The 18,006-nt window shown below is 48.2% G+C and carries 14 protein-coding genes; 7 read left to right on the top strand and 7 right to left on the bottom strand.

Annotation, left to right across the window (positions count from 1 at the left end):
- Window positions 1–1,857, bottom strand: coding sequence for an Hsp70 family protein (locus tag VRK_RS07775; RefSeq protein WP_059120840.1), 1,857 nt, complete (start codon window positions 1,855–1,857; stop codon window positions 1–3).
- On the bottom strand, window positions 1,857–2,477 hold the full coding sequence (locus tag VRK_RS07770; RefSeq protein ID WP_059120839.1) for a DUF2760 domain-containing protein: 621 nt from the start codon (window positions 2,475–2,477) through the stop codon (window positions 1,857–1,859). Before VRK_RS07770 ends, VRK_RS07775 begins: the two co-directional genes overlap by 1 nt.
- A gap of 207 nt (window positions 2,478–2,684) precedes the next feature.
- Here VRK_RS07770 and VRK_RS07765 point away from each other — a divergent pair, with 207 nt between their 5' ends.
- Entirely contained in the window at window positions 2,685–3,215 is a 531-nt protein-coding gene (locus tag VRK_RS07765) for a 3'-5' exonuclease (protein WP_059120838.1), read from the top strand.
- Between the two features lie 35 nt (window positions 3,216–3,250).
- Here VRK_RS07765 and VRK_RS07760 read toward each other — a convergent pair whose 3' ends face one another.
- From VRK_RS07760 to VRK_RS07750, 3 genes are all read right to left on the bottom strand, one after another.
- On the bottom strand, window positions 3,251–4,135 hold the full coding sequence (locus VRK_RS07760) for an EamA family transporter (RefSeq protein WP_059120837.1): 885 nt from the start codon (window positions 4,133–4,135) through the stop codon (window positions 3,251–3,253).
- Between the two features lie 130 nt (window positions 4,136–4,265).
- Window positions 4,266–5,675: a 30S ribosomal protein S12 methylthiotransferase RimO gene (gene rimO / locus VRK_RS07755; RefSeq protein WP_059120836.1), complete on the bottom strand. Its 1,410-nt coding sequence runs from the start codon at window positions 5,673–5,675 to the stop codon at window positions 4,266–4,268.
- A 285-nt stretch (window positions 5,676–5,960) separates the two neighbouring features.
- On the bottom strand, window positions 5,961–6,410 hold the full coding sequence (locus VRK_RS07750; RefSeq protein ID WP_059120835.1) for a tellurite resistance TerB family protein: 450 nt from the start codon (window positions 6,408–6,410) through the stop codon (window positions 5,961–5,963).
- A 370-nt stretch (window positions 6,411–6,780) separates the two neighbouring features.
- On the opposite strand from VRK_RS07750, the gene VRK_RS07740 reads away from it, so the two are divergent.
- Both VRK_RS07740 and VRK_RS07735 read left to right on the top strand, forming a co-directional pair.
- The gene (locus VRK_RS07740; protein WP_059120833.1) at window positions 6,781–7,371 is read left to right on the top strand and encodes a TetR/AcrR family transcriptional regulator; all 591 of its coding nucleotides are present in this window, start codon (window positions 6,781–6,783) and stop codon (window positions 7,369–7,371) included.
- 3 nt (window positions 7,372–7,374) lie between these two features.
- Window positions 7,375–8,436, top strand: a complete 1,062-nt coding sequence (locus tag VRK_RS07735) for an NAD-dependent epimerase/dehydratase family protein (protein WP_059120832.1) — start codon at window positions 7,375–7,377, stop codon at window positions 8,434–8,436.
- Between the two features lie 26 nt (window positions 8,437–8,462).
- On the opposite strand, the gene VRK_RS07730 is transcribed toward VRK_RS07735, so the two are convergent.
- Window positions 8,463–8,840, bottom strand: coding sequence for a VC1380 family protein (locus VRK_RS07730; protein WP_059122704.1), 378 nt, complete (start codon window positions 8,838–8,840; stop codon window positions 8,463–8,465).
- Window positions 8,841–9,028: 188 nt separating this feature from the next.
- Between VRK_RS07730 and hrpA the strand changes: the two genes are divergently transcribed.
- The 3 genes from hrpA to hxpB all read left to right on the top strand — a co-directional run bounded on the left by hrpA (window position 9,029) and on the right by hxpB (window position 14,320).
- Window positions 9,029–12,949 (top strand): ATP-dependent RNA helicase HrpA, encoded by a 3,921-nt coding sequence (gene hrpA / locus VRK_RS07725; protein ID WP_059122703.1) that lies wholly within the window; start codon window positions 9,029–9,031, stop codon window positions 12,947–12,949.
- Between the two features lie 142 nt (window positions 12,950–13,091).
- Complete coding sequence (locus tag VRK_RS07720) at window positions 13,092–13,574, top strand: outer membrane beta-barrel protein (RefSeq protein ID WP_059120831.1); 483 nt, start codon at window positions 13,092–13,094, stop codon at window positions 13,572–13,574.
- Between the two features lie 89 nt (window positions 13,575–13,663).
- Window positions 13,664–14,320 (top strand): hexitol phosphatase HxpB, encoded by a 657-nt coding sequence (gene hxpB / locus VRK_RS07715; RefSeq protein ID WP_059120830.1) that lies wholly within the window; start codon window positions 13,664–13,666, stop codon window positions 14,318–14,320.
- 94 nt (window positions 14,321–14,414) lie between these two features.
- Here hxpB and VRK_RS07710 read toward each other — a convergent pair whose 3' ends face one another.
- Window positions 14,415–15,404, bottom strand: a complete 990-nt coding sequence (locus VRK_RS07710) for a carbohydrate porin (protein WP_059120829.1) — start codon at window positions 15,402–15,404, stop codon at window positions 14,415–14,417.
- 596 nt (window positions 15,405–16,000) lie between these two features.
- On the opposite strand from VRK_RS07710, the gene VRK_RS07705 reads away from it, so the two are divergent.
- Window positions 16,001–18,006, top strand: a 2,006-nt coding sequence (locus VRK_RS07705) for a type VI secretion system Vgr family protein (protein WP_059120828.1), incomplete at its 3' end; no start/stop codon positions are given.

Here is an 18,006-nt window from a genome sequence, read left to right as displayed (position 1 = left end):
TTATCCTTCACGTACATCAAACTCGACATGCCATTTCTGGCCATTATCTGTGGCAATCGCTTCGAGATACAGGGTGCCTACTTCTGTGACATGAGCTGCAAGAGTCACCGGCACAATCTGACCATGTTTGCGGCCTTCGGTCACGGGTAATGTCACCTGAATCTCCGGTAGTTGTTGTAGTTCATCTGCAGACCAGGCATCCAGATGGGTACCGGCTGAGTCATCCCGCCGAACCGTTGAACCGAAAAATTGGAAGTGAACCGGTTGACCAATCACCAAACCAAACTCCCGTTGACTGATGGTGACACTGGCGCCTTCTTCCATCCCGAAAGGGGCGACACATATTGCTTCCAGTGGGGGAGCCATCCCCGGAATTGCCGGCATGGCACTTTCAATTCCGACATAATACGCACTGGCTAATCCGCCGCGAATTCTGACGCCGCTTCCCTGACGTACCGCACCGTAATAGGCCGCTCCCTGAGACACGGCCAGATCAAGATTAATGCCGGTCAGTGTGCGGGCTGACTCAGCCCCCGCATCGGTCAGCCAGCGATTGATGGTTGCCAGCAGTCGTTCCGTAAGTAATGTCGATTTGAGGACACCGCCGTTGAGTAAAATCGCGCTGGGTTGAATGAATGTAGGAGATGCGGACGTTTCCAGACCGGGAATTCCGCCAAACGGCATCACGGGGTCAGCTTCAGAAGAATCGCCTGCTTGTTTGGTTAAGAATGCGGCGATATGACGAGTAATCCCGGCATCTTGCGCATAGGGCAGACCCATCTGAGTCAGAGCGCCACGGGCTCTTTGTTGGGGCAGCTCGCTAATTCCGACTTGAGGGAAGAAGCCATCTACCAGCGTCTGGCGGACTTCTTGTTGCGTCAGTTCGGTTTTCAACGTCGCACCGAAAAGTTTCGAACTTCTGCTTGGTACAACAATCGGGAATGCATCCAGTTGTGCATCGTTGAGCAGTGCTTCTTTAGCATCACGACAAGCGTGAGTGATCGCCTGAATCTGCCATGATTGCAGCTCTTGACCATTCTGTGCCAATTTCATTTTCAGGCGATAGGCGAGGGCGAGATCCATATTGTCACCGCCCAGCAGAATATGTTCACCGACAGCAACCCGTTCCAGAACCAGATGGCCGTCACTCTCTTTGATTTCGACTAGGGATAAGTCGGTTGTTCCGCCCCCGATATCAACCACCAGTACCACATCACCGACATTGACACGCTCACGCCATGAGTCACCATTGGCATCAATCCAGCTATAAAGTGCGGCCTGAGGTTCTTCTAATAGTGTCCGGCGGCTGAGGCCGATATTTTTAGCGGCTTCTGCCGTGAAGTCGCGGGCGGCCGGGTCAAATGAGGCCGGGATTGTAATGGTGACATCTTGTTCCGCCAAAGGATACTGGGGGAACTGGTGGTTCCAGGCGTTTTGTAAGTGCGCCAGATACAGTTCGCTGGCCTGTAGTGGCGACAGCTTACTGACATCATCCGGACTACCTGCCGGTAAGAAAGCATCACGGCGGTTGACGCCACCATGACACAGCCAGGATTTGGCACTGGCGATGAGACGAATCGGGGTTTTACTACCCAACTGACGGGCGATTGCTCCGACCAGTGCTTGTGGCTCATCACTCCAAGGGAGAATCCGGGCGCTGGGAGACATTTCATGCTCATGGGGCTGATAAACAAATGAGCCTAACTGAGGCAATGATTCCACCGTACCCGGTGCGGTCATTTGCGGAATAGATAATACCGTGACCTGCGGGGTTTCAGCGTGCATATCCACATAAGACAACACACTGTGAGTGGTTCCGAGATCGATACCGACACAATAACGCGCATGTTGTTCCATTACAGTTCCACCTCTGCCGGTGCAATAATCGATGTATCATAGTCTGGTGCGATTTGCGGGAGGCTGATTTCTGTGACTTGCCAGCCTTTGTGAACCAACAGTCCCTGATAAGGTGCATGACCGGTAACATGGCCCGTCAGACGAATGGCTTGTGGGTTGAAATCCGCTTCAATCGTGATGTGGCTTTCTTCTGCTTCATGACGAATGGGTTGGAGACGGAGATAGTCATCCAGTACTTTTTTACCGCCACTGTGAATGACACGTGCAGCGGCTCCCACTTCTTCGTCGGAATAGTGAATAATCTCTTCATTGAGAAAATCGATCAGTCTGGCTTCTTTCTGAAACAGAGCCAGTATTTGTAATGCAGCATCCGTTGATGCTGTTGCCAGTTTGGATTCGACGACTTTCTCAACCACTTTTTCGACTTCAACGACTTTTTCCACTTCGACAATCTTTTCAACCGGTTTTTCAACGACGGTTTCGACTGGTTTCTCAACAATTTTTTCGATGACTTTGGCCCGACGGCTGATCACTAAAATGAATAAAACGATGGCACACAGGGCCAGAATGGCATGAAGCATGTCGAAACTTGTCGGCATAGTGTTTAGATCGAAGGTCATATGCAATTCTCTGCTACATTGAAATAGTGGTGCGAATATTAACACAAAAGGCCATAAAGCCATGTATCAGGCACTGGATTTACTATCATCATGCGCTTGTTCGCTGAATATTTGTTCATCCTGTTCTGGGGGGTGTATCCGTGATTCGCTTTTTGAGATTATTTCATTATGATCACGGGTTTGAGCGAAAGACTGGGTATATAGGTTATGAACTGCAATCGGGTAGTCTGCTTCGATCTGGAAATGTGTTGTTGGAATGAAAACGGTGTCGGAACAACCGGAGAAATTATTGAAATCGGTTTGGCTGAAATCGCACTGGATGAAGGTAAAATTGTGAAAAGAGCCCAGTATTATGTTCAGCCGGAACAGGATGAAGTGTCTTTATTTTGCGCTGAACTGACGGGCATCACCCCGCGCAAATTGGAAAAGCAAGGTCGGCCATTGGCGCAGGTGGTTCAGTCGATAATCAAAAACTTTGGTTCAACCAATAAAGTCTACATGGCATGGGGCAGGGATGATTTGATTTTGCAACGAGAGTGCGAGCAGAAAGGCATCGAGTCACCGATCCATGAGTTTATTAATTTGGCAACTTTGTACCGGATTCAGCACCGCATGAAAGAACGCCGGAGCGGACACCGGACGGCTCAGGAAGCGGCTGGGATTCCATGGGAAGGACGTCAGCATTCCGGGTATGTTGACGCCTATAACCTCGCTAAACTGGCATTGACGATGTTATAGCACTGGTCGTTCGTGGCACGCAGAGACTCACCATTTCACAGCGTTGCAACCGCGACCAAGACGACACTCCCGATGATCATACTGCCACCGAGCCATTGTTGTAAGGTCATCCGTTCATGAAAGCGCCGTTTGGAAAAGTAGAGCGTGCCAAGAATCTCTACTTGTCCCAGCGTTTTGACCAGTGCCGGATTAATCAGTGCAAATCCGGTGAACCAACCGATTGAGCCCAATGAACTAAGAATACCGACTTTGCTGCTGAGCAGGAAAGACTGCTTCACAGGCGAGAAGAGATCACGGCTGCGATAGATTTGCAGGCTACATAAGAGCACCGATTGCAGTGCAAGTACGTACCAGATGGTGATTCCGGCGCTGGTAATAATCGAGCCTTGTAATGAATGACTCGCAAGTGACGCTGTCACTGATGTGACGGCAAAGCATAATCCGCTACCTAACCCGGCAAGTAGTGACATATCTTTATGTGCATGACGTAAATTACTCAGTCGTATACTCATCACTAACGTCCCGGTGACGCCCAGTGCGATACCGCTCCAAGCAATCAGGTTCAGCGAATTGTGTAATAACGGAATGCCGATCAGCGCTGCCAGAACCGCTTCTGTTTTTGCCAGAAGTGTGCCTAACGCAAAACTGCCGGATTGAAAAACCCGGAGCATCAAATAAGTGGCGAGCACCTGTGCAATGGCACAGACAGAAGCATAACCGAGAAATTGTCCGATGGAAGGGAACGTAATTTGTCCGATAAAATGCCAACAAATCAGCAGATAGACACTCACAATGGGTAAACCATACAACGAGCGTGCCATGGTTGCGTGTAAAAAGCCCTGCTCTTGGGAGAGTGTTTTTTGATAAGCAGTACGAATGGACTGGCAAGCCGCAGCAAAGAGGGTCACAAGAATCCACATCTTCAGGAATCCTTCTTTTATCAGAAAAAGAAAAAAAGAAGAAGCAGCATAGCTTTAGTTGCTGCTTTTGTAAAAGAAATCAGCATCATCGGGAGATCATGATGATGCTGAGGGAGAAAAGAGGCGCGTGCTAGTCAGCGATCAGGCTGCCCCACAGATCATATTCGTCTGCATGTTCAATGATGACATTAACCAAATCTCCCGCTTTTACCCCCGTTTCACCATTGAGGTAAACCACGCCGTCAATTTCAGGTGCGTCAGCGTAAGTACGGCCTATCGCACCTTCCTGATCGACGTCATCGATCAGCACTTGCATTTGAGTGCCGACACGACGTTGTAGTTTCGCGGTACTGATTGCTTGCTGCAACGCCATAAAACGCTCGTAGCGCTCTTGCTTGATCGATTCCGGAACTTGTTCGGCCAGTTCATTGGCGGTTGCGCCTTCAACCGGAGAGTATTTAAAGCAACCGACTCGATCGAGCTGCGCTTCCTGCAGCCAATCAAGTAAGATTTGAAAATCTTCTTCCGTTTCTCCGGGGAAACCGACGATAAAGGTGGAACGAATGACTAATTGAGGGCAGATTTCACGCCACTGTTTAATGCGTTCCAGTGTCCGTTCTGCTTGTCCCGGCCGTTTCATCATTTTCAAAACACGCGGGCTGGCATGTTGAAAGGGGATGTCGAGATAGGGCAGGATCTTGCCTTCTGCCATCAATGGAATAATGTCATCCACATGGGGATAAGGATAAACGTAATGGAGTCGGACCCAAATTTCTAACTGACTCAGGTGTTCACTGAGCGCTTTGAGGTTTTGTCTCACTGGTGTGCCGTTTGAGAAACCAAGGCTGTGTTTGGTATCCACGCCATAAGCACTGGTATCCTGACTGATCACAAGTAGTTCTTTGACGCCCGCGTTTTTCAGTCGTTCTGCTTCTCCGATGATTTCGCCAACCGGGCGGCTCACTAACTGACCGCGCATGGAAGGGATAATGCAGAACGTACAACGATGATTACAGCCTTCTGAGATTTTCAGATACGCGTAGTGTTTCGGGGTCAGTTTGACGCCATGATCCGGGACGAGACTGGTATATGGATTGTGTGCCGGACGCGGCACAAACTGATGAACATGCTCAAGGACATTTTCGTAAGCATGTGGTCCGGTAATGCCTAATACATTGGGATGAACTTCTCGGATTTCATCTTCTCGCGCCCCGAGACATCCGGTGACAATGACTTTGCCGTTTTCATTCAGCGCTTCTCCGATCGCATCCAGAGACTCCTGAACGGCACTGTCGATAAAACCACAAGTGTTGACGATGACCAAATCGGCATTCTGATACTGGCTGACGATATCGTACCCTTCGGTGCGTAATTGCGTCAGAATTCGCTCCGAATCGACAAGGTTTTTCGGGCACCCCAGAGAGACAAATCCGATTCTGTTGCCTGCCGCTGCATGATTGATTGATTCTTGCTGTGTCAGTGTTTTTTGCGCTGTATCCAGAGTCGTGGTTTGATTTGGCGTATAAGTATGGACTGTCATTGCTTTATTTTGCTACCTAATCGTATGTTATCAATGGTCACCGCTTATCAAACAGCGATTCGGCCAAGCGGCTCAAATCGTTGTCTTACAGTGGTTCCGGATGACTTGAGACTGTTTTAACATCATCCGGTTATCAAAGGGCACACATTATAGCGGACGTGTAGAAATTGAACAGAAGAAGTCGTTCAGGATTGTCCGACCTCTCTCTGGAAATAAATGGATATAAATATGTTGCGTTTATCGTGACGAGAAATCCCGGAAGATACCGCGAAGAGGGATGAGCCGTTAAGATTTATGATCGGTCACGATCAGTTTTGCCCGGATAAATTCACTGTGATCGACATATAAAAGCTCTGCGGTCTTACGAATTACCGCATCTTCAAACGGGTCGATATAATGATCGGCATTGGCGACTTCCCACATGGCACGGATCAGTTCAAAACGTCTTTCTTGAGATAAAGTTCTCAGTTGAGATGTAAAATCATAGAGCGAAGCTGAATCTTTGACTTGCAGTGCAGCCTGCTTTAACAGATTGTCTGCTTCGGGTTGAGTCAGTTGACACAGTTTGATAAGCAGTTGAGTTTGCGCATTTTTTTCTGGCTGAGATATGTCGTGATCAGCACCTGACACCTCAGTCAGCAGACATGCAATTGCCAGTTGCGGACTGTCTTCATGATGACCGAGATCCTGACCCTCAAGTAGTTCCTTAAAAAGCGATGTAATGGTATTAAACATATTTTCCTCACAGAAGCGCTTGATTATCAGCCGTAAGAAATATCATAGGATCATCAGAAAATAAACGTGATCGATTCGATATTGATTGTTTTATACCCAAGTGCATTGGGAAAAGGTTATACAATGGAATCCGACTGGTGGATCACCCATCTTGAAAGACTGCATTGATGCCTCTTTTGTTTTTTTGACCACCGGAGTGCGAGCCGGTTCATTTTTCAATGCTCACAGTATGAGCCTTTATGTCAGACTGGTTTTATTAATTAAAATGAAAATGATTCTCAATCAATAAATGATTGACTGATGATGTGTTTATGTATTACTTTAGAGTGACTAGTCACTCTAATTATTGTTTTTGGTGAACACGTTGTTGATGAACACAAAGAAACTGCAGATTATTGAAGCCGCGATTCGTTTGTTCGCTCAGGATGGGGTAGGCGTCACGACCGCTGCCATTGCGAAAGAAGCCGGTGTCTCCAATGGTACGCTATTTAATCATTTTGAAACCAAGCAGATGCTGATCGATGATGTTTATCTCTTTATTAGAAGAAATATGGCTGACGTGATATTGAGCCATGTGGATTTCTCTGCTTCGGTTCTCGATGTCTGTTTTACCCAATGGATTACTTTTGCGCACTGGTCCTATGATCATTTGACGGAATATCGGGCACTGGATGTCCTGAACTCATCTCAGTTATTGGGTGAAAGCGCGCGTCAAGATGCAGAAGAGTTATGGGAGCCGATGCTCGAAAAACTAAAAGACGCTCAGGCCTGCGGTACATTAGATCCTATTTCTCCTGAGCTGACTTGTATCACGGCACAAAGTTACCTGCATTCATTGGTGGTGTACGCAAACCGGAAAAAATACACCCGCGATGAGACTGAAATGATATTTCGAGAGGCATTTCGTGTTTATTGGCGTGGGATTGCGATCTCTGCATCCTGTTTAGATGAGATTGATTAAATCATGTATAGCATTAACCGGAAATGGCCGGTACTTGTGACCGGCGCAACAGGGTATCTGGCCGGTTGGCTGATAAAACGCTTACTGGAATCAGGTGTGACGGTACACGCGACGGTTCGTGATTTAATGGATCAGGATAAACTCAAATATCTTAACCGAATCGCTCGTACAGCACCGGGAACGATCCGCTATTTTCAGGCGAATCTACTTGATGACGGGTCATATTCCGAGGCTATGCAAGGGTGTCGTGTGGTCTTTCACACCGCGTCACCATTTCGGCTTCAGGTCAGCGATCCGCAAAGTGAGTTGATTATACCTGCTGTTCAAGGTACCCGTAATGTACTCAATCAGGCAACATTAACACCGTCAGTAGAGCGTGTTGTACTGACCAGCAGTTGTGCTGCTATCTATGGCGATAATGCTGATTTGTCAGACTTAGAGTACGGTATGGTGACTGAAGAAGTCTGGAATCACTCCAGCTCTCCGGAGCATAATCCATACTCATATTCTAAAACTGAAGCTGAAAAAGAGGCGTGGCGTATTGCAGAGACCCAACAACAGTGGACGTTGGTCGTCATCAATCCTTCACTGGTGATGGGGCCTGCTGTTAACCTGTATATGACATCTGAAAGTTTTCACATCATCCGTCAGATGGGCGATGGCTCCATGAAAGCCGGCGTGCCGGACTGGGGTGTCGGGGTCGTTGATGTCAGGGATGTCGCTGAAGCCCATTTATCTGCTGCCTATACCACTCATGCCCGGGGACGATATATTATCTCTGGTTATAACACGACATTACTTGAAATGGCGCGTCAACTGTTGCCCAAATATGGCAAGCATTATCCGCTGCCCAAACGGGTACTGCCGAAGTTTCTGGTTTGGTTGTTTGGACCGATGCTCAACCCGACGATGACTCGGAAAAGTATTGCACAGAATGTCGGATATGCTTGGAAGGGCAACAATACCAAAAGTATCGGGGAACTGGGTCTCAAATACCGACCGCTGGCAGTGACGATGAACGACTTCTTTGCGCAGTTGATTGAGACCGGGCAGTTGGAGCGCTGACAAGGCACTTTGCTGATGTGGTGAGGTTAAATGTCTTGATCATGTTCTTGTAAACTGTTTTCTTGTAGGCTGAGTTGCTCAAGCATTTCGACAACATCGGATGACGAGTGTTCATGCGCATAAAGAATCAAAGCCAGAATCGCATCCCGTTTATGTTCCAACGGGGCTTTTTCCAAAAAGATCTGCATGATATGACTTTTAAGCAGTGACAGTTCATGATCGACAAAACCTCTGCCTTCTTCTTCACCTTCATTCTCTTCCGGTGCATTATCAAACTGACAAAATAGCAAATCATCGAGATATGTGACTTGCAACAATCGCTCCGGAAGCCACGTTTCTCCGGTCACGATTTCCGGATCATTGGGCAGGGCATTAAGTATATGAATGAATTCAGAAGCTTTCACGTTGTCTATGGTCTCATCCTGCATGTCTGACATCAAACGAAATATACATCAAAAACGGTGAACCTGCACCAGATTGGATTGAGAACTGTATAGTCAGACTGATGATGAAAACCAAGGAGTTTTTGGTGTCATGGCCTGACAGTGATACAATCCGGCCAGTTTTAATCAAGTATACAATAGGATTCGCTTTGACGTCGTCACAGCCACATACCCAGCTCCCTCAGGCACAGCCCAATACTTCGGAAACGCTGCGTCATGCATTGAACGAATGTATGCTCAGAGATCGGTTCCGCCTGAATAAACGGATTCAGGGTGCCAATAGAATTAACAATCCCAGTGCCAAACAGGCAGTTTTTGATGAAATTGCTCAGGATATTGCCAAATCGATGATGGCAGCTGAGCTCAGACAGCAAACTTCTGCGGTATTAGACTACCCGGAAATACTGCCGGTGAGTCAGAAACGGGATGATATTGCCCAAGCGATTGAAAAAAATCAGGTTGTGATTGTGGCGGGAGAAACCGGTTCAGGGAAAACCACGCAATTGCCGAAGATCTGTGCTGAACTGGGGCGCGGTACTTATGGGGTCATTGGTCATACCCAACCGCGTCGCTTAGCAGCACGCTCTGTTGCCGCTCGAATTGCTGAAGAAACCAAAACCTCACTCGGCGATTTTGTTGGTTATAAAGTACGTTTTAATGATCAGATCTCCGAGCAGACTCAGATTAAGTTGATGACGGACGGGATACTGCTGGCTGAAATTCAGCATGATCGATTCCTCAATCAGTACGATACGATCATTATCGATGAAGCCCATGAGCGTAGTCTGAATATTGATTTCATTCTCGGCTATCTGAAACAGCTGTTGCCGAAACGTCCTGATCTGAAAGTGATTATCACGTCTGCAACGATCGACCCTGAACGTTTCTCCCAGCACTTTGACGGAGCGCCGATCATTGAAGTTTCCGGCAGAACCTATCCGGTTGATACCCGCTATCGCCCCTTAGCCGGGGAAGATGACAGTGATCGTGACCAGCTTGAGGGGATTTTTGACGCAGTCGATGAGCTGAGCGATGAGGGGCCGGGAGACATTCTGATTTTTATGAATGGGGAACGCGAGATCAGGGATACAGCCGATGCCTTGAGCAAGCGCAATCTTAAACATACCGAAATTGTGCCTTTGTATGCGCGTCTTTCTGCCGGTGAGCAGAATCGGATCTTTCAGCCCCACAGTGGCCGCAGAATTGTTTTGGCAACCAACGTCGCTGAAACGTCTTTAACCGTTCCCGGAATTAAATACGTGATTGATCCGGGAACCGCCCGCATCAGTCGTTATAGTTATCGCACCAAAGTGCAGCGGTTACCGATTGAGCCGATTTCTCAGGCCAGTGCCAATCAGCGGAAAGGACGTTGTGGCCGGGTTGAAGCCGGGATCTGTATCCGACTTTATTCCGAAGACGATTTTCAATCGCGTCCGGAGTTTACCGATCCGGAAATTCTCAGAACCAATCTGGCATCGGTGATTTTGCAGATGACAGCTTTGGGGCTTGGTGATATCGAGGCATTTCCCTTTGTTGAAGCCCCGGATAAGCGCAATATTCAAGATGGTGTCCGTCTTCTTGAAGAGTTAGGCGCTATTCAGGCCCAATCACAGGAACGCAAAAAACGGTTGACCGAAATTGGGCAAAAACTCTCGCGTCTACCGATTGATCCACGTTTGGCCCGGATGGTGCTTGAAGCCCCGCAATGGGGTTGTCTCAAAGAGGTCATGATTATCGCGGCAGCCTTGTCGATTCAGGATCCCCGTGAGCGCCCGGCGGACAAACAGCAGTCCGCTGATGAGAAACACCGTCGTTTTTACCATGAAGACTCTGATTTCCTGACGTTGGTGAATCTATGGGATTACATCAAGCAGCAGCAGAAGACGTTGACCGGGAACCAGTTCAGACGTCAGTGTAAAAGCGACTATCTGAACTATCTGCGTATTCGCGAATGGCAGGATGTCTATTTTCAGTTGCATCAGAGTATGCATGACCTGGGGCTGAAGCTGAATGAAGAGCCCGGCAGTTATCAGGGGGTTCACACCTCGATTCTGGTGGGTTTACTGTCGCATATCGGGATCAAAGATCAGGAAGAGAAAGAATACCACGGCGCGAGAAATGCGCGGTTTCATATTTTCCCGGCTTCCGGCTTATTTAAGAAGCAACCGAAATGGGTGATGTCAGCCGAGCTGGTGGAAACCTCAAAACTCTGGGCCAGAGTGGTCGCAAAAATTCAGCCGGAGTGGATTGAACCGCTGGCACAACACTTGATCAAACGCAGCTACAGTGAGCCGCATTGGTCGAAAAAGCGTGCCGCGGTGATGGCTTATGAGAAAGTTACATTATTTGGTGTGCCGATTGTCGCCAAACGACTGGTGAACTATGGCGCAATTGATGCGGTTCTGAGCCGGGAAATCTTTATCCGCAGCGCTTTGGTTGAAGGAGAGTGGGAAACCAAACACGCGTTCTTCAAACAAAACCGCAAGCTGTTACAAGAAGTTGAAGAGCTGGAGCATAAATCGAGACGCCGGGATATTCTGATCGATGATGAGTCCTTGTTTCAGTTTTATGATCAGCGCGTCGGTACTGAGGTGGTCTCCGGCCGTCACTTTGATACTTGGTGGAAAAAGGCCAGCCGGGAGAATCCTGAATACCTCCATTTTGAAAAAGAGATGTTGCTCAAAGGGGATGCCAGCCATGTGACTGAACTCGATTATCCGAATTTCTGGCATCAGAATGGCATCAAGCTGAAGCTCAGCTATCAATTTGAACCGGGTGATGATAGTGACGGTGTCACGGTTCATATTCCACTGCCCGTACTAAACCAAATTGAGCCGACGGGCTTCGAATGGCAGATCCCCGGGCTGCGTCATGAATTAGTCGTCAGTTTGATCAAATCGTTGCCGAAAACATTGCGTAAAAATTTTGTGCCGGCACCGAACTACGCCGATGCCTTTTTGGCCCGGACGACAGCGCAGGAACTGCCACTGTTGGATGCACTGGAAAAAGAGCTGAAGCGGATGACCGGGGTAACCATACTGCGGGAAGACTGGCAGGTTGAACAGATCCCGGATCACCTGCGAATCACATTCCGGGCGGTCGATCACCGTCATAAAAAGCTGCGGGAAAATAAAGACTTATTCGCGTTAAAAGAGAGCCTGAAAGACAAAGTGAAAGAAACCCTGTCTCAGGTCGCTGATGACGATATCGAACAGAAAGGCCTGCATACCTGGAGTTTCGGTGAGCTACCTCAGGTCTATCAGCAGAAAAAGGGTGGCTTTGATGTCCGGGCCTATCCGGCACTGGTTGATGAAAAAGATAGCGTTGCGATTCAGCTATTTGAGACCGAGCAGGAGCAACAACGCGCAATGCGAGCAGGGGAACGACGCTTAATTTTGCTCAATGTTCCTTCACCGGTGAAATATTTGCACACCAATTTACCGAACAAATCGAAACTCGGACTCTATTTCAATCCTTATGGCAAAGTGTTGGATCTGATTGATGATTGTATTGCCTGTGGGATCGATAAACTGATTGATGAGCAAGACGGACTGGTCTGGCAAGCTGAGGCATTTGAAACGTTGAAAGAGTATGTCCGTGCTGAATTGGGTGATACCGTGGTTGATATCGCCAAGCAAGTGGAGGAAATTCTGACCACGGCGTATCAAATCAACAAAAAACTGAAAGGAAAAGTTGATTTTACGATGGCATTTGCACTTTCTGATATCAAAGCACAGATTGAAGGCTTGATCTTCAAAGGCTTTGCCACGGAATGTGGTTGGAAAAAGCTACCGGATATCCTAAGGTATATGAAGGCTATCGAGCGTAGACTAGAGAAATTACCAATCGATCCAAACAAAGATCGACTCCATATGCTGAAAATAGAATCGGTGACGCAAGATTATCGGGAGTTATTGAACAAAATTCCGAAAGGAACCCCGATTCCCGAGAATGTCAAAGCCATCCGCTGGATGATTGAAGAGTTAAGGGTGAGCTTCTTTGCTCAGCAACTTGGAACGCCTTACCCCGTATCGGATAAGCGAATCATGAATGCAATCAACGAGTGTTAGTTTGGGTTCGATTTTTGCATGTGACTATCTATTACAGATAGTTCTGTTAGTTTTTTGGCGAGCGTAGGCAATTTCATGCCGCTTTAGTATGATCACTGTATAGTTAGTATGATCACCGATGAAAAAGTAGAGAAGGTTCATCATGAAAAAAACATTAATTGGATTGGCACTTTTGGGTGCATCAACATCTGCCTTTGCAGATTCATGGATTTATGGCGGGGCTTCCGTTGGACAATCTGACTTTAAAGGTGAACATGGTACAGCCTACAATATTCACGTCGGGACTGGTCTCCTGCCATTGATCGGTTTGGAAGCGGGTTTTACAAAATTTGAAGAAATTGATGTCTCCCCAATCAATAAAACTGAGGCGACAACCGCCTATTTCGCCATTAAGCCAAGTATTGATTTTGGCCCACTACATATTTATGCCAAAGGCGGCCTGCATTCTTGGGATGAAAAGGTCAATGGTGCCAAAGTGGATGATGGTGTTGACTTGATGTACGGTGTCGGTGCGGAATACTTCCTGATGGGGCCCATTTCCTTTGGTGCCAGCTACCAGACTTATGTCATGGGGGATGATGACATGAAAACTTTCAATCTGAATGCAACATTCCATTTTCTTTAAATTTTCCCCATCGTTGATTGATCGATTTAAGCCAGCACCTTGCTGGCTTTTTACATTTGAAGTCCCGGCATACAGAGGAGAGATAGCAGATGGCATTGCCATATAACGCAGTTATTTTTGATATGGATGGTGTATTAATTGATTCAGAACCTTTCTGGCGGCAGGCACAGATTGAAACGCTGGCAACTTATGGTGCCGAGATCACTGTTGAAGCATGTATTCAGTACACTATGGGAAAACGTTTGGACGCCATCGCTTCAATTTGGTGTCAGCGCTGTCAGCTTGAGGTGGATCCTGCCATTTTGGCTCAGGAAATTATACAGAAACTGATCATTCAGGTTAGGGAGCATGGCCGTTCACTGCCAGGCGTTCATCAACTTCTGAATGCGCTAAAACAGGCTGGTTATCGCATTGGTTTGGCGACTTCATCCGGACCGGAAATCATCGAGGCTGTGCTTCAGCGTCTGGAAATAAAAGACTATTTCAACCAAATTTGTAGCGCTGACCATGAAGCATATGGCAAACCGCATCCGGCCGTTTATTTAAGCGCTGCGCAAAAACTCGAAGTTACGCCTGAAAAGTGTCTTGTGATTGAAGATAGTGTAACAGGAATGATCGCAGCCAAAGCTGCTTCGATGACGACATTTGTTGTCAACGATCTCCATCCGGATCCTCGTTTTGCACTGGCTGATCAATGCTTTGCATCATTGGAAGAGATCGTGCCGCTGATCAATTCAATCGACTGAATCGGTCCAGATATAAAGAGTCAGCCCCATATCTGTGATTGAGAACCGAATCGGTTACTACAGATATAGGGCGGACAGGCAGTGTCGTTAAAATTTAGAACAGATATTTGACGCGCAGACGTAAACCGCTATCGGTATTGTCTGAGTCTTTTACGTCAGAGTAATAGCCGCCGGCATACAGAGCGAGGTCTTCTACATCCATAATATTGGCGAATTTATACGAGGAATAGACCGTTGTGCTTTTTGAGGTTTTTCCTGTATCGGTTTCGCCATAGACATAAGCAATAAAGAAGTTTTGATACTGAGCGTTCACACCGTAAGTGGTATCTTCCTGGTTCTTGGTGTCATCAAAGTCACGAGTCGCATAGCTCACGTTCATATTGAAGTCGCCCGTCGTATAATTCAGGGTTGCACCATAACCGGAAAAATCGTTCGCAGCATCTTCTGCATCCGCCGTTGCATTCACCTCGGCACCGACGGCTAATTTTAATGAGTCAGTTAGTGTGGCAGCGACGACCGGACGAAGAAACACAGCATTATTTCTTGCATTTTTATTCGTGTCATCGTTGGCCATAAAGTTGGTACTCAGTTCGAAGTAGACACGTTCAGTGGTTTTGGACAGGTTAATCTGGCCATTATCACTGCGTCCGCGGGCATACTTCGTCATATAGACATCTTGCGCGTAATTCACAAACGTATCTTGACCCGCCGGGAATAAATCATACGCTTCAAAGCGTCCCATTTTAATTTCCCAGTCGGCTTTCTCACCGATTGCAATCCAGGCATCATCGGCACTAATGTCACCATCCAAATGCAGTAATGTTTCAGCGTTCGCATTGATATAGCCATTGCTACCCACATCCCGCGTGCCGGAAACACCAATCAAAAGACGGCCATTCTGGTCATAAGTGGTGGTATCGGGCCCGGTTGTTTCTTGGTTACGGTAGTCGTTATTAAACTCAACATCACCGTGGATCGCGAAGGTACCCATTTCATTGGTCACGCTGGTTCCGGCATGAACATTGAGTGCGGCAGAAGTTAGTAGGGCGACTGCTGATAATTTCAAAATACCACTTGTTTTCATCGTTATACTCCGTAAAAGTTACTCATTCTTTAGCCCCATAAGTGGTTTAATCCACATTTATTATTTTCCGGGGAGACAATCATTGATTGAATTTTATTGATTTCATCTTGGTGATGAATCTAGAGATTACATTTGCCGGTTGAATGAAACTTTCGGTTAGATCACTTTTTGGGATCGTTCCCTATTTTTGTGTTGGTAAGTTTGACTTATTTCATACTATTGATTTTTTGGTTAGTAATTTATGGTGATTATCTATAAAGTTGATCGGTTTTATCTGGCGATGTCGGGTTTTTAGGTGAAATATACGCATATTCAGTCTGTTTAATGATGTAAATGTAAATGGGAACGTTTTCTTTCGTGTGGGCTGTTTGGGGAGTTTATCGGTGCCGTTATGGTAGAAAAGGGCGATTTACCGGAACAGTGGTGTAGAGGGTGGAGCACTGAAGGTGATGTAACAATATGGTTTACATTGAGATCTTGCTTCAAAATTTATCATCAGTGCTAAAAATATGCTCATCATATTCATTGTGTTTCAATACGATAGGGGTGGGTCGTTTTGAGCGACATTCTCACATAAAACATCAAAGGTTTTCTGCATGGCAACGTTAGGTTTCAGGCTCACGATCAATGGGGTCAATGATACGTCATTGGTGGTGCGTGACTATCAGGGATTTGAATCTGTTTCAGCTTCAGTGGCCGCCGGCGGGCAACCGGTTTATGGCTATCGTTATCATCTCGAACTCGCCAGTCGCAACAGTGATTTGAGCTTTGAGCAGATGGTCGATACCACGGCACTGCTCGAAGTGCTGCGCAGCGGCAAGGTGGTGCAAAAGGTCCACGGCATTATCCGTAACTTCAGCCGAGGTGATACCGGTCATCACCACACCTTCTATTCCCTGACGCTGGTGCCGTCATTCGAGCGGCTCTCGCTGCGCCATAACAGCCGTATCTTCCAGCAAAAAAGCGTGCCACAAATCCTCTCCGTCCTGCTGCAGGAAATGAACATCACCGACTATGCCTTTTCCACCAAACGGGAAAGCCCGCCGCGTGAGTTCTGCGTGCAATACCGCGAAACCGATTTGGATTTCTTCCACCGCCTGGCGGCTGAAGAAGGGCTGATGTACACCTTCACCCATGACACCGACAAACATACGCTGGTGGTGACCGACAATGCCGAAGGCTTTACCCGCCTCGGCGGCACGGTGCCGTATAACGTGCTGTCCGGTGGCGTTTCTGACACGCCGTATGTCTCTGCGATGACGGCGCGCAAGCAGTCTGAAGTCAGTGCGGTGTGGTTGCAGGACTACAGTTTTAAAAAGCCGACCTACAGTTTTAAACAGAGCGTTGAAGGCAGCCAGCTCGATTACCAGCTCACCACTTACGAGCACTTCGATGCGCCGGGGCGCTATAAAGATGACGCGACCGGCAAAGCATTCAGCCAAATCCGCCTTGATGCGCTGCGGCGTGAGGCGCATACCGCCAGCGGTCAAAGTAATCAGGCGATGCTTCAGGCCGGAGTGCGGTTTGACCTCAGCGACCATCTCGATACCGCAATGAACCGCCCCTGGCTGATTGTCGGGATTGACCATCAGGGCAGTCAGCCGCAGGCACTGGAAGAGTCCGGCGGCAGCGGGGCCACCACCTATGCCAACCAGTTTACCGCCATTCCCGGCGATAACTTATGGCGCTCACCGGTGGAAAATAAACCCCGGGTGGACGGCCCGATGGTGGCGACCGTGGTCGGCCCGGCCGGAGAAGAAATTTACTGTGACGAGCATGGCCGGGTGAAACTGCATTTCCCGTGGGACCGCGAAAGCAACGGCGATGAGCTGAGCTCTTGCTGGGTGCGGGTGTCACAACAGTGGGCGGGCAGTCAGTACGGTATGGTTGCCGTGCCGCGCATCGGCCACGAAGTGATTGTGGATTTTCTTGACGGCGACCCGGACCAGCCACTGGTGACCGGGCGGGCTTACAATGCCAGTCAGGTACCGCCTTACCCGTTGCCCGAGCACAAAACCAAAACTGTGCTGCGCACCGAGACCCACCAGGGCGAAGGGTTTAACGAGCTGAGTTTTGAAGACCAGTCCGAGCATGAAAAAGTCGCCATTCATGCCCAGAAAGACACCGAAGCGCTGATTGAAAACGACGCCACCACGCTGATCCGTCACGACAGTCATTTAACGGTGGAAAACGACCGTTACGAGCACATCAAGATGAATGACCATCTCACCGTTGATGGTGAGCAGCGCCTGAAAATCGCCCAAGACCAGACCCACGATATCGGCGGCTCGCTGGCGCAGCAAATCGGCAGCCTGACGGTGGTTGAGACCGGCAGTGCCATCACCCTGAAAAGCGGGGCCAAAATCGTTGCTGAGGCGGGCTCCGGTTTGACCTTATCCGCCGGGGGCAGTTTTATCAGTATCGACAGCGGCAGTGTCAACCTCTCCGGCCCGGCGATTAACCTCAACGCCGGCGGCAGTGCCGGTAGTGCGGTGGCTTATGGCGGGCAAGCCGCGCAATTACCCGATGAAATCACCACCAAGCCGGATAACCCGGCGCCTATCCTGAGTCCGGCGCAGATTGCCACGATGAAAGCTGCGGC

Source organism: Vibrio sp. MEBiC08052, assembly GCF_001506075.1.
GTDB lineage: Bacteria > Pseudomonadota > Gammaproteobacteria > Enterobacterales > Vibrionaceae > Vibrio.
The sequence above is the reverse complement of the archived record's forward strand: the minus strand, read 5'-3'. Positions and strand labels throughout refer to the sequence as shown.